Origin of the sequence: Serratia ficaria, from assembly GCF_900187015.1 — a bacterium.
Lineage (GTDB): Bacteria > Pseudomonadota > Gammaproteobacteria > Enterobacterales > Enterobacteriaceae > Serratia > Serratia ficaria.
The window spans coordinates 4,203,706-4,216,036 of the sequence record NZ_LT906479.1; the positions used below are offsets into that span (position 1 = coordinate 4,203,706).

Here is a 12,331-nt window from a genome sequence, read left to right on the forward strand (position 1 = left end):
ATCAGCGCAGCGTCGCCCGCCAGCCCGGATTGTCGGCGAACCACGCCACCAAAAAGTCCAGCATGGTGCGCAGCGTGGCCGACATCTGGCGGCGCGAGGTATAGATGCCGTAAATGCCCATCGACTGCGGCCGATAATCCGGCAGCAGTTCGATCAGCTCACCGCTGGCCAGCAACGGGGCCGCCGAATAGTAAGGCTGCAGGGAAATGCCCGCCCCCTGCACCGTGCCGGCCATCAGCACCACCGACTCATTGGCGCTCAGGTTGCCGCTGACCGCCACCGCCGACTTGACGCCCTGGGAATCGAAGTGCCACAGGCTTTTGCCGAAGTACGAGTAGGTCAGGCAATTGTGCAGCGCCAAATCCTGCGGATGCCGCGGGGTGCCGTGCGCCGCCAGGTAAGCCGGAGAGGCGCAAACCACCGAAGCGCAGGTGGATAATGGCCGGGCGATCAGATTCGGATCCAGTTCGTTGGTGATACGCAGCGCCAGATCGATACGTTCCTCCACCAGGTTTACCGCCCGGTTATTCATTTGCAAATCGACCGCCACCTGCGGGTGCAGCTTCAGATACTGGGTGACCGCCCCGACCAATGCCGTCTGGCCCAGCGACTGCGAACAGGTGATGCGCAGCAGACCGCGCAGTTCGTCGCTCGGTTCCCCCTCCACCAGGTCAATCTCGCCCGCCAGCGCCAACATCTGGCGGCAGCGCTCCAGCGTGCGCTCCCCGGCGTCGGTCAGGCTAAGCTTACGGGTAGTGCGGTGCAATAAACGCGCCCCGGCCCATTGTTCCATCTGCGCCAGATAGCGGGTCACCATCGCGCGCGACATCTCCAGCGTCTCGGCGGCGGCAATCATGCTGCCGCGATCGACGATGGTGATAAAAACCTCAGCTGCGGTAATGCGATCCATGATTCGTCCGATTTACGCAATGAATAATTGCTCATTATCCGGTTTTTCTATCGCTTTATGCAACCTAACATCTCTACAACATCAATTGACCGCCAAAGGACCCCTGCCCATGTTTAAGAAATCATTACTGACCCTGGCCTTCACCGGCTTCGCCACCCTGAGCGCTTACGCCACCGCGGCCGACGCCCTGACCCTGGAAGTTTATAACCCGGGCGAGAAAAGCGTCTTCCCGGTCTCTTCCGAAATCATCAGCGGCAAACACGAAGTGGCGCTGATCGACGCCCAGTTCCAGCGCAACGACGCCGAAGAACTGGTGAAAAAAATCAGGGCCACCGGCAAAAAACTGACCACGGTCTACATCAGCCATTCAGATCCGGATTTCTACTTCGGGCTGGACGTGATTAAGGCCGCCTTCCCGGACGCGAAAATCATCGCCTCCCCGGGCACCATCAAGGACATCAACGCCACCAAAGACGGCAAAGTCGCCTACTGGGGCCCGATCCTGAAAAACAACGCGCCAACGGCGGTGGTGGTGCCGCAGCCGCTGCAGGGCGACAGCTTCAGCATCGACGGCCAGAAAGTGGAAGTGAAAGGCCTGACCGGCCCGACGCCGGATCGCACCTTCGTGTGGATCCCGTCGCTGAAAGCGGTGGTGGGCGGCGTGGCGGTGGCCGGCGACAACATTCACCCTTGGGTCGCAGACAACCAAACCGCTGAGTCACGTCTGCACTGGCAACAAACGCTGGCAAGCATCCAGGCGCTGAAGCCGCAGGTCGTCGTGCCTGGCCACTTCCTGCCGGGCGCAGCCCAGACGCTGGAATCGGTCAGCTTCACGCAGCAATACCTGACCGCGCTGGAAGGCGAGCTGCCGAAAGCCAAGGATTCCGCCGCGCTGATCGCCGCGATGAAAAAACACTACCCGAACCTCAAGGATGAGTCGAGCCTGGAGCTGAGCGCGAAAGTGCTGAAAGGCGAAATGAAGTGGCCGCAATAAGCGCGCCCTGACCTTATCGAATAAACGATGTACATGCGCCGCGGCCTGATGGCGGCGGCGCATCAAGAGGTATAAAGATGACCGAAACCACTCTGCATTACATTTTCGATCCGCTGTGCGGCTGGTGTTACGGCGCGGCGCCGCTGGTGAAAGCGGCCCAAACCATTCCCGGGCTGACCCTGGCCCTGCACGCCGGCGGCATGATGACCGGCAACAACCGCCGTCAAATCACCGACGAATGGCGCAACTACGTGATCCCGCACGATAAACGTATTGCCGAGCTGACCGGTCAATCCTTTGGCGAAGCCTATTTCAACGGTTTGCTGCGCGATACCACCGCAGTGATGGACTCCGAGCCGCCGATCACCGCCATTCTGGCGGCGGAAAAGCTGGCGGGGCGCGGGCTGGACATGCTGCACCGCATTCAGCAGGCGCATTATCAGGAAGGGCGGCGCATTGCCGACACCCCGGTGCTGGAATCGCTGGCCAAAGAGCTGGGCCTGCCCTCCGCGCCGTTCATCGCCGAAATGCGCTTCAACAGCGGCGCACCGACGGCGCAACACATCGCGGAAAGCCGGGCGTTGCTCGCCAGAGTGCAGGGCCAGGGATTCCCGACCTTTGCCCTGCAGGGCAGCGACGGGCAGCTGCGCCAGCTCCCGGCCGGCAACTATCTGGGCAACGTCGCCGCCTGGAAGGAGCTGCTGGGCGGCGCGGTCGCCTGGGCCTGAGCGCGCATCGGCTCCGGAGCGCTAGCCCCGGAGCCGGTTATTCCACCCGTACGAACCGCCCTTCCGCGCGCACGTTGAACCCGAACCCGCAATCGCCCTCGGTGTGCAGGTCTAGCGCCGCTTCGCTGAACCTCATGGTGACATCGCAGACCATCGCCTCGGCCGGTTCGCGCCGGCGGTAGACCGCTCTGCCGCGCTCGATCGGCAGCGCAGCGCTGAAATCCCCCATGTTCGGGCCGTAATACAGCCCCATCTTCGGCATGAAGTAGCCGGAAAAGTCGATCTGCCAACGCCTGCCCAAGGGCTTAACCGCCACCTCACTCCATACGCCGCGCCCGGCGTATTGCCAGTAAATCCCCGCCGGGCCGGCGGGCTGGGGCCGCTGCGCCAGGCGCTGCCGCAGCGGCCCCAGATTATGTTGCGATTTGCTGTCCTGCGGCGCCAGCCCCAGATAAGCCTGCGCCTTGAGCAGCTCGCCGGCGTGCATCAGCGCCAGCGCCACGTTGTTGTAGGCGGTGGCGGTCGCCTGTGCGCTCAGGCCGCAAAACTCGCTCCAGGCGGCCTGATCGCGAAAGATGTCCGCGGCTTTGGCATAGTCCTGCCGCTGATAGGCGCTTTTTCCCAGCGCGGCGTAGCCCGCCACTTTTTGGCAGTCGGCGGCGATGTCCGGCTCATCGATGTGCGCGCTGGCCTGGGCGCTGGCGAGTGCGCCGCAGGTCAGCAACAGGGAAACCAAAGCCTTCATCACTTGTCCTTTCCGCAAAAATTCGGCGCCAGTATAACCGCCAAGCCCTCCGGCTTCATCCCTCAGCGATATTTCAAACGGTTAGCGAGGTTAAAACTGCTTACAGACGCGGTTTGTTTGTTACTGGCCCGCGGCCCATGCTGAAGAGAATATTGCGCTTTCCTGGAACCTTATGAACGCGACCCCGCTGCAAAAACATGCCGTCTGGCAACTGATTAAACCCTTTTGGGTGTCGGAAGAGAAAAAACGCGCCTGGACGATGCTCATCGCCATCGTCGCGCTGTCGCTCGGGCTGGTGTATATCAGCGTGCTGATCAACCAATGGAACCAGGTGTTCTATGATGCGCTGCAGAACAAGAACTACCCGGTGTTCAAGGCGCAGCTGTGGCGCTTTACCTATCTGGCGCTGATCTTCATCGTGCTGGCGGTCTACAAGGTTTACCTGACGCAGGGGCTGCAAATGCACTGGCGGCGCTGGATGACCGAAAGGTTCATGGGCAAGTGGCTGGCGCACCAGGCTTATTACCATACCGAGCAGCAGCAAATCGTCGATAACCCCGACCAACGCATCGCCGAAGACCTCAACGTGCTGACCCAATACACGCTGTCGCTGTCGCTTGGCCTGCTTTCCAGCCTGGTGACGCTGTTTTCCTTCGTCGATATTTTATGGCACGTCAGCGGCCCGATGACCTTCGTCATCAGCCGGCACGCCGTCACCCTGCCCGGCTATATGGTGTGGTTCGCCTTGCTGTACGCGGCGCTCGGCTCGCTGCTGATTTGGTGGGTCGGCAAACCGCTGGTCATGCTGGGGTTCAATCAGGAGCGTTATGAGGCGAACTTCCGTTTCGGCCTGATCCGCATCCGCGAAAACAACGACGCCATCGCGCTGTATCACGGCGAACCGAGCGAGGCCCAGCAGCTCGGCGGCCGCTTTGAAGCCATCCGCAGCAACTGGTGGGCTATCATGCGCATTACCCGAAGGCTGAACATCGCCAGCAACTTCTACAGCCAGTTCGCCATCGTGTTCCCTTTGCTGGTGGCGGCTCCGCGCTATTTTTCCGGCGCCATTCAGATGGGCGGGCTGATGCAGATCGCCTCGGCCTTTGGCCAGGTGCAGGGCGCGCTGTCGTGGTTTATCGACGCATTCAACGATCTGGCGACCTGGAAAGCCTGCGTCAACCGTCTGGCGGGGTTCAACGCCGCCGTCGACCGGGTACACCATCAGGAGCGCGGCATTCAACTGCAGCCGGAGACGGAGCACGCCCTGGTGCTGGATAATCTCAGCCTGCGCCTGCCCGACGGCCAACCCTTGCTGGCCGCCGCCAGCATCGAGCTGCAGCGCGGCGATCGCCTGCTGATTGTCGGCCCTTCCGGCTGCGGAAAGTCGACGTTGCTGCGCGCCATCGCCGGCATCTGGCCCTACGGTTCCGGCGCCATCGGGCTGGACGATGGCGTCACCGCGCTGTTCCTGCCGCAGCGCAGCTATATTCCGATCGGCACGCTGCGCGAGGCGCTGAGCTACCCGCATCTGGCGGCGGAATACCCCGACGCGCAGCTGATGAAAGTTCTGGAAAATTGCCGGCTGAAGCATCTGCAGCCCTGGCTGGATACGCACGCCAACTGGAGCCACCGCCTGTCGCCGGGCGAACAGCAGCGGCTGGCGTTTGCCCGCGCGCTGCTGATCCGCCCGGACATGCTGTTCCTCGACGAAGCCACCAGCGCGCTGGACGATGAAACCGAACAGCTGATGTACTGCCTGTTGGTGGACGAGCTGCCGCAGGTGACGCTGATCAGCGTAGCGCACCGCAACAGCGTCGCCAAATACCACCAGACCTGTTGGCGTTTCAGCCGCGGCGAGGATCAACCGGCGCGCCTGGCGCAGAGCCCGCTGCCCGCCCTGTCCTGATCTTATCGGGCGCGCTCCGCGCCCGATGCGCCCCAGATGCCGTCGGCCTGCGCGTCTTCACACTTCACCCGGCGCCAGCGAAGCGCCGATGCCGGCGCAAATCGGAAACGAAAGCGCCGCCGCCGGGCGCGGTGACTTTTAGTTCATAAAGCGACCAGGATCACATAATGCGAATTCTTCCTCAGACACGCCGCGATGCCCCGCCCGCCGACCGGGCCCGCTCTTGCCAGTCATCGGCTTCTTCCCTACACTTGCGCGCAGATATCGGTATCTCTGCCGCTACGTAAGCGTTAACGTCAATCAACGCATCACGCCATGCAGCACTGATTGACTGCATGCCCTGGTGCGAGGAACTCATGCCCCAATCCGCTTTGCCCCCTATTTCCGCGGCCCAAAAACGCAGCCGTTTACGGCACCCTTGGTTGCCGATCGTCGGCATCATGTTGATAGCCGCCAATCTGCGCGCCGCATTGACCAGCGTCGGCCCGCTGCTGGAACAAATTCAACGCCAACTTGCGCTGTCGGCCACCGCCGCCGGCCTGCTCAATTCGCTGCCGCTGATCCTGTTCGCCGTGCTGTCCCCGCTGACGCCCAGCCTGGCGAAACGCGTGGGCATCGAACGCACCCTCGGCATCGCCCTGGCGCTGTTGGTGGCCGGTATCCTGCTGCGTTCTTTGCCGCAAAGCGTCATGCTGTGGCTTGGCACCGTGCTGATCGGCGCCGCGATAGCCTTTGCCAACGTCGTGCTGCCCACCCTGGTGAAGCGGGATTTTCCGCAGCGCGCCGCGGCGATGATCGCCGCCTATGCGGCGGTGATGTCACTGGTCGCCGCGACCGCCTCCGGGCTGGCGGTGCCGCTGGCGACGCTGCAGGATCTGGGGTGGCGATTTTCACTGCTGTGCTGGGGCCTGCCGGCGCTTCTGGCGCTGGCTGCCTGGCTGCCGCAGCTGCGCCGGCCAGCGGTCCCCGTCGCCAATGACGCGCAAACCGATCGGCCGATACGCCTTCGCTCCCCTTGGGGCAGCGCGCTGGGCTGGCAGGTGGCGATGTTTATGGGGCTGCAGTCGATCACCTTTTACACCATCATCGGCTGGTTCAGCGCCTTTGCCGCCAGCCACGGCACCTCGCCGCAGCAGGCGGGGTTCGAGCTGTTTGTCTATCAGGTGGTCGCCATCGCCGCCAACTTCGTGATGGTATTTCTTCTGCCGCGCGCACGCGATCAGCGCGCGATAGCCTTGTGCAGCTCGCTGCTGATTTTTATCGGCGTCGGGGGATTGTTGCTGTTTCCTGGCCATTCGCTGGCGTGGCTGATTTTCGCCGGTTTGGGTGCGGGAAGCTCGCTGGTGCTCGCGCTGTCGTTCTTTGGCCTGCGTAGCCAACATCATCAGCAGGCTACCCTGCTGTCGGGCATGGCGCAGTCGGTCGGTTATCTGCTGGCGGCGCTGGGGCCGACGCTGTTCGGCCTGCTGCACGACCTTACCCAAGGCTGGCGCTTGCCGCTGGCGGTGCTGCTGTGTCTGACACTATTGCAAATGCTGTTCGGCGTGCTCGCCGGACGCAACCGCGTTATCCGTTAAGGTTGCGGGTCTTCCGGCAGCGGCGATCTCTCATCCTGCCAGAGATCCTCAATGAAGGCGCGCTGCGCGCTGCTCAATTGCCAGGACGGCGGGATTTTCGGCGGGGTACAGCGCGGTACCTCTTCGCGATCCTTAACCTGTTTTTTATCCATACGTCAATTACCTACCCAGTCAGCATCCAATAAATCACCGCGGCGACCATAAGCCAGAACACCCCACAGCCGATGAAGACGCACAACCACGCCTTACGCTTGATGTTTGCCTGATCCTTGCTTACCACGTCGCTTACCACCAATAGATTAAACTGATTGAAATATGATTATTGATCTATTTAAACGATCAATAAAGTAGTTTATTCCTATGGCATTTAAAAAAGATCATGCTACTCATGCGCCTGCTATCGAATGCGCAAGGGTAAAAACGTCAAGAAAGGTGATGTTATTAGCCGGAATGATGCGTGAATTGATGGACAGATGAGCAGTGTGCCACAGCTGGAGGGGATAAAATTAAACCATTGGTAAATAATAAACATTCAACAAGTTTATCAATGTTAAGGCAAATCGGCAGAACCCCGATCCTATTCTCTCAGTTATTTCAGCGTTATATTCCGGTAACGGGAACGGCGAAACCAGCCCGCGATTTGCGGGCCGCTGATGCCGCCCGCAGGCCGCGAATTAATCGATTTGCTTAATGGAGTCCCGGCTGGCGCGTTCGCGGTCACTGCCGGTCAACTCGCTCAGGTGGCCGGCGCGCATCTCCAGCAACCGATCGGCATGCTCGAAGTAGTGATCGTCGTGGCTGATGGCCAATACCGTTTTGCCCAGCTCGCGCAGCAGCGGCAATAATTCGCGATAGAAAATACGCCGGAACTGCGGGTCCTGATCCGCGGCCCATTCATCCAACAGCAAAATGTCGCGCTGTTCCGCTACCGCCAGCAGCAGCGCCAGACGCTTGCGCTGCCCCTGCGAAAGCTGCGGGTTGGTAACCCGATCGCCCGCAAATTCCAGTTTGCTTTTCATCTTGAGCCGCTCGAGCCAAAGAGAGACCAACGCGGCATCCGGCGCTTCGCCCTCCGGGCCCAATACATGATGAAACTGATGGAAATCGGTAAATATTGCGGAGAAAAGGCGGCGATAATCATGCATGTCGGCCGGCGCCTGCGGCACGCCATCCAGCAAAATCTGGCCGCCGACCGGCTGATACAAACCGGTCAACAGCATCGCCAGCGTCGACTTCCCACTGCCGTTGCCGCCGATCAGAAAGACCAGTTCCCCACGCTGCAGCCGCAGGTTAATCGGCCCCACGGCAAACCCCGGCTGCTGCTCCGTCTCGCCATAGCGGAAGGAAACCTCACGCAGCTCCAGCGTTTGCCAGGGTTTGGCGACCGCCACGGGAAATTCCGGTTGATAGTCGGCCAGCCGCAGAGCCTTGACCTTATTGAAAGCCACCTCGGCGCTGACCAGCGTCGGGAATGCGCCCACCGCCTGCAGCAGCGGCGTGCGCAGGAACAGCAACGTCAGCGAGTAGGTGGCGGCCACCGCGGTATCTGCCCACCCCAGGCTGTTGGCCATGTAGAAAACCAGGCCAATGGCGCCCAGCATCATGATATTTGACCAGTTCACCGCGCTGAGATGGAAAGTGTCGGCGCGAATGATGTGGTAGCGATAGTCTTCGGCATCGGGTCGATAGGCCCGCTGATACAGCGCCTGGGCGCGGCTGCGGTTCAACGCCAGCTCTTTGCGGCCGTCGATCGCCGATTCATAGTGCTGGTACAGACGCTCTTCCGCCTCGCGCACGCTGGTCAGGTGGCGATAGACCCGCGCCACCAGAAACCCGCTGCCAAAAATCGTCACCGCCACCCAAACCGCCGTCACCGCCAGCATTTGCGGTGACAGCCAGCCCAGATACATCGCCGAGCCCAGCGTCAGTATCACGCCCTGCACCAGCTCAGGCAGGCGCACGAAGGCGATGGTGATATTGCGAATATCGCTGGACAGGCTGGCCAGCAGCGAAGCGCTGCCCAACCGCTCGATGCGCTCGATGTCGGTATCCAGGATCTGCTTCACCAATTGCCCGCGCAGGCGAAAGACAAAATGGTGGCCCAGCGTGGTTAACGCCAGCTGTGATCCCAGCGTCACCGCCATCAACAGCGCCAGCAGCGCCAGAAACTCAGGCAGCACGGTGAGCGGGTTGCCGGCCACCGCCATCAACCGCAGATTGATAAACGCGATGATGCCGATGCCCAGCGCGGCACTGACCATGGTCAACGCCATTACCGCCAAAAACGGCCAGCGATACTGGCGATACACCACCCGTAACAGCTCCATGAAAAACCCCCTGAAATCTTGAGATGGCTGGCATTGTAAGCGGCGCGAGATCGATATCAACAGTAATTCTCATTTTGCCGCCGCTCTGCGGGAAGCGCGCAGGCCAGAACGGCACGCCACGGAAACCGCGGCCGGCCGGCTGGTATTAAGGTTAATTTAAATAGGTCACAGCCAAATAATACAGGGGAATAATGAATTAATTAAAGATCCCAAAATCAATCATAAAGTATTCACTATGAAAATGAAAAATCACAAAGTATATAAATACCTCAGTGATTTAAAAACGGAGCGGTTTCATTTTCTTTGCCGCGCCTAATCATTCAATGCTTTAATAAACCCCACCCGTGCAACCAGCCCGCCTTCAATATCCAGGTGTTTAACATGAAGAAAAGGAAATTTCTCAGCCCGATTGAAATTGAACAGCTTATCTCAGCGGTTCATGAGGGTAAAAACAGTATTCGCGACCGCTGCCTGTTACTGATGTGTTTTATTCATGGCCTGCGGGTCAGCGAGCTGCGCTCATTGCGTTTGCAGGATATTGATCTGACCACCAATCGGGTGCATATATCCCGCCTGAAAAATGGTTTCTCCGTTCAACATCCGATACAACCCCGGGAGCGCCAGGCGCTGCAGCAGTGGCTCGGCCAACGCCCCGGTTATCGGGAAGCCGACAGCCAATGGCTGTTTCTATCCCGCCACGGCGGGAAAATATCACGGCAGCAGCTGTATCGGTTAATGAGAATGTATGGAGAAATGGCCGGTATCAGCGTTCAGGTGCATCCTCATATGTTACGCCACTCTTGCGGTTATGCCCTCGCGGACGGGGGCGTCGATACCCGTTTGATTCAGGATTATCTGGGGCACAAAAACATTCAGAATACGGTTATTTATACCGCCGCCAACGTGGAACGTTTCCGCATTATCAATATTTAATCGCCTTCAAATTAATTCATATCGATTAAATACGGCTGAAGGCGAATTAACCGCCTTCAGATCCGGCCTATTTTATGCGTTATTCATGGCGCCGGGAGCCTTGCGGCCACTCCCCGGCAAACTGCCGGGCAATCTTGCCGTGCAGAGAAAACAGTTCGCTATCGTTGGTCACTTGAAGTTTGCGCATGGCGCTGCATTTATGCGCACTGATCGTTTTGATGCTGCGGCGCTGCAGCTCGGCGATTTGCCGCAGGCTCATGCCGTTGAACAGAGAAACCAGGACATCGCTTTCACAACGGGTCAGCTCGCGCATAAAGGCGGTTTCACCGCCGGCGGTGCGGGCGAGACAGGCGCCGATTTGTGGGCTCAATACCCGTTCACCGCTCAACACCCGATTGAAAAACTCGGCCACCAGCGGCAAGGGATCATCTCGCGCGACAATGCTGATCCTGGGCTGGCTCAATAGCGGCCCCAGCGTTTCGGCGCTTTGGCTGCGGGTATAAACCACCGCGCTGAGCGCCGGCAACTGAGCGCACAGGTTAAGCAAAATGTCTCGCCCCTGGGCGGCGGTCTCATCCACGCCGCACAGCTCGGCTATCAGCACCTCGGCCCGTTGGTAAATGATCCCTTCAGCGACCTCCCCCATGCTGGTTTCCTGCACCACGATCCGGCCCGGGGTAGAGAGCGTCCCCATAAAGCTCGCCAACCCATCCAGCGTTAATGGGCAACGATCCATCAATGCTATATTTAACCGCTGATGACGTAAAAAATGCATGTGCTGCTCCTGTATTCCTTCTCTCCCGATACCTTAGGCACGCCCGCAGGCGTGCTTAACGAACAAAGGACGGGCCATTCATGGCCATCCATTTTCCCTGAAGATACAGCTCGCCATCATTGCGAAAACCCAGTTTCAACATGGCGTTACGCTTATGCGTGCTGACGGTGCGGATATCGCGACACAGCGTCAGGGCCACGTTGGTCACACTCTTGCCGGAAAACAGCTGGGTCAACACGTCCAGCTCCCGCGCCGTCAGGGGCTTGCTTGCGGCGGCGTCGTGCAGGTGACGCTGGCGGATCCGGTGGCTAAAGCTGCGCTTTCCGGTCAATACCTGCTGCACGCAGTGCACCAGAGCGATAGCCGGCTCTTGTTTTAGCATCAGCCCGCGAATGCCGGAGGCGATGAGCTGCCTCAGCACTCTGGGTTCATCCAGCGCCGTGCAAACCAGCAATGCGGTATGGGGCGACCCCGCCTGCACCTCAGCGATCAGGCGCAAGCCATCCAGCACCGACTCCGACTTGCCGCACAGCTCCATGATCAGCAGCTGAGGCTGATATTTGGCTAACGCCAGCCTCAGCTCGGCAAGACTTCCTGCCTGCTGGATGCCATCCCGGCGATAGCCGCAGGATTCTACCAACCGATTGTTTATCCCCAACGCGGTGATTGGGCAGGGTTCCATAATAATTGCGGTTCTATTTTTCTTTTCATATACAGGGACTGAATCTGTGATAGTGCCGTGTTGATCATTGATGTTCATATCATCACCTTGATGCCGGCAGCATGCCTCCTCAGGAAAAGTATTGACGCCAGAAAAAGCATGATCGGGGCATGCCGGCTTTCAGCGCCGGCCGTTGAGAGAACAAAGCGTCAAAGCTCGCTATTCATAGACGAAGGTAATTTGCATCGCGCCCTCTATCGTGCCGGGCGTAGCGCCGCCGTGAGTGCTGTATGCGCGGGCCCGCAGGTTGAATTTGGCCTCGTGCGACGGGCGATCGACGGATTGAACCATGCTCTTGCCGTTGCCCAGATTGTCCCCATTTTGGTTTTGCAATTCGATCTGCACCCTGACCGAGGTGCCGACGCTTTTATATAAGCCGGCGTTTTCATCGGCCGCCGTGCCGCTAAAGGTCGCCTTCGCCGAGGTGGTGGTGGCCGGGCAGTTTTTCAGCGTCAGCGGAAACTCAATCCAGCCGCTGGCGGAGCCGGAGGTCGCCAAAGTGGCGGCGGAAATATTGTCGCCCAGGTTGACCTGTATATTGCTGTTTGCCGCATCCACCTCGCAGGCTCCCGCTTTGATGTTGCCGCTTATCTGCAGCTTTGCCGCCAACGCCGGCAACCCCGCCTGCAATAGCCCGGCCAGCACCAGCACCCGGCTTATTCCGCTACATCCATTAAACATATCGCTCTCCTTTCCATGAGGATAAATTGACTCG

At 59.6% G+C, this 12,331-nt stretch carries 13 protein-coding genes; 5 read left to right on the forward strand and 8 right to left on the reverse strand.

Translation table 11 applies throughout. The annotated features are described in order from the left end of the window. Position 1: 1 nt before the first annotated feature. Positions 2 to 910, reverse strand: a complete 909-nt coding sequence (locus CKW09_RS19805) for a LysR family transcriptional regulator (RefSeq protein WP_095099035.1) — start codon at positions 908 to 910, stop codon at positions 2 to 4. A 109-nt stretch (positions 911 to 1,019) separates the two neighbouring features. On the opposite strand from CKW09_RS19805, the gene CKW09_RS19810 reads away from it, so the two are divergent. Together CKW09_RS19810 and CKW09_RS19815 are read left to right on the forward strand one after the other, a co-directional pair. Continuing rightward, positions 1,020 to 1,904 carry an MBL fold metallo-hydrolase gene (locus CKW09_RS19810; RefSeq protein WP_061796833.1) on the forward strand — a complete coding sequence of 295 codons (885 nt, stop codon included), beginning with the start codon at positions 1,020 to 1,022 and terminating at the stop codon, positions 1,902 to 1,904. Between the two features lie 77 nt (positions 1,905 to 1,981). Then, complete coding sequence (locus tag CKW09_RS19815; RefSeq protein WP_061796834.1) at positions 1,982 to 2,632, forward strand: DsbA family protein; 651 nt, start codon at positions 1,982 to 1,984, stop codon at positions 2,630 to 2,632. Positions 2,633 to 2,669: 37 nt separating this feature from the next. On the opposite strand, the gene CKW09_RS19820 is transcribed toward CKW09_RS19815, so the two are convergent. Beyond that, the gene (locus tag CKW09_RS19820) at positions 2,670 to 3,377 is read right to left on the reverse strand and encodes a tetratricopeptide repeat protein (protein WP_095099038.1); all 708 of its coding nucleotides are present in this window, start codon (positions 3,375 to 3,377) and stop codon (positions 2,670 to 2,672) included. Between the two features lie 172 nt (positions 3,378 to 3,549). On the opposite strand from CKW09_RS19820, the gene CKW09_RS19825 reads away from it, so the two are divergent. Beyond that, positions 3,550 to 5,283: an ABC transporter ATP-binding protein/permease gene (locus CKW09_RS19825; protein WP_061796837.1), complete on the forward strand. Its 1,734-nt coding sequence runs from the start codon at positions 3,550 to 3,552 to the stop codon at positions 5,281 to 5,283. 356 nt (positions 5,284 to 5,639) lie between these two features. Beyond that, positions 5,640 to 6,860, forward strand: a complete 1,221-nt coding sequence (locus tag CKW09_RS19830; RefSeq protein ID WP_061796840.1) for a CynX/NimT family MFS transporter — start codon at positions 5,640 to 5,642, stop codon at positions 6,858 to 6,860. Here the strand turns inward: CKW09_RS19830 and CKW09_RS24765 are convergent. From CKW09_RS24765 to CKW09_RS19840, 3 genes are all read right to left on the reverse strand, one after another. Then, complete coding sequence (locus CKW09_RS24765; protein WP_165283077.1) at positions 6,857 to 7,012, reverse strand: hypothetical protein; 156 nt, start codon at positions 7,010 to 7,012, stop codon at positions 6,857 to 6,859. The genes CKW09_RS19830 and CKW09_RS24765 overlap by 4 nt on opposite strands. 11 nt (positions 7,013 to 7,023) lie before the next feature. After that, entirely contained in the window at positions 7,024 to 7,140 is a 117-nt protein-coding gene (locus tag CKW09_RS19835) for a YmiA family putative membrane protein (protein WP_073970288.1), read from the reverse strand. 394 nt (positions 7,141 to 7,534) lie between these two features. Continuing rightward, positions 7,535 to 9,187 (reverse strand): multidrug ABC transporter permease/ATP-binding protein, encoded by a 1,653-nt coding sequence (locus CKW09_RS19840; protein WP_095099041.1) that lies wholly within the window; start codon positions 9,185 to 9,187, stop codon positions 7,535 to 7,537. Positions 9,188 to 9,568: 381 nt separating this feature from the next. Between CKW09_RS19840 and CKW09_RS19845 the strand changes: the two genes are divergently transcribed. After that, positions 9,569 to 10,120: a tyrosine-type DNA invertase gene (locus CKW09_RS19845; protein WP_061797019.1), complete on the forward strand. Its 552-nt coding sequence runs from the start codon at positions 9,569 to 9,571 to the stop codon at positions 10,118 to 10,120. A 79-nt stretch (positions 10,121 to 10,199) separates the two neighbouring features. Here CKW09_RS19845 and CKW09_RS19850 read toward each other — a convergent pair whose 3' ends face one another. The 3 genes from CKW09_RS19850 to CKW09_RS19860 form a co-directional block, all read right to left on the reverse strand. Further along, positions 10,200 to 10,895, reverse strand: a complete 696-nt coding sequence (locus tag CKW09_RS19850; protein WP_061796844.1) for a LuxR C-terminal-related transcriptional regulator — start codon at positions 10,893 to 10,895, stop codon at positions 10,200 to 10,202. Positions 10,896 to 10,950: 55 nt separating this feature from the next. Then, positions 10,951 to 11,655 (reverse strand): response regulator transcription factor, encoded by a 705-nt coding sequence (locus CKW09_RS19855; RefSeq protein WP_061796846.1) that lies wholly within the window; start codon positions 11,653 to 11,655, stop codon positions 10,951 to 10,953. Between the two features lie 120 nt (positions 11,656 to 11,775). After that, a complete protein-coding gene (locus CKW09_RS19860; RefSeq protein WP_095099044.1) occupies positions 11,776 to 12,297 on the reverse strand; it encodes a fimbrial protein in 522 nt (173 codons plus the stop codon). Positions 12,298 to 12,331 lie beyond the last annotated feature (34 nt).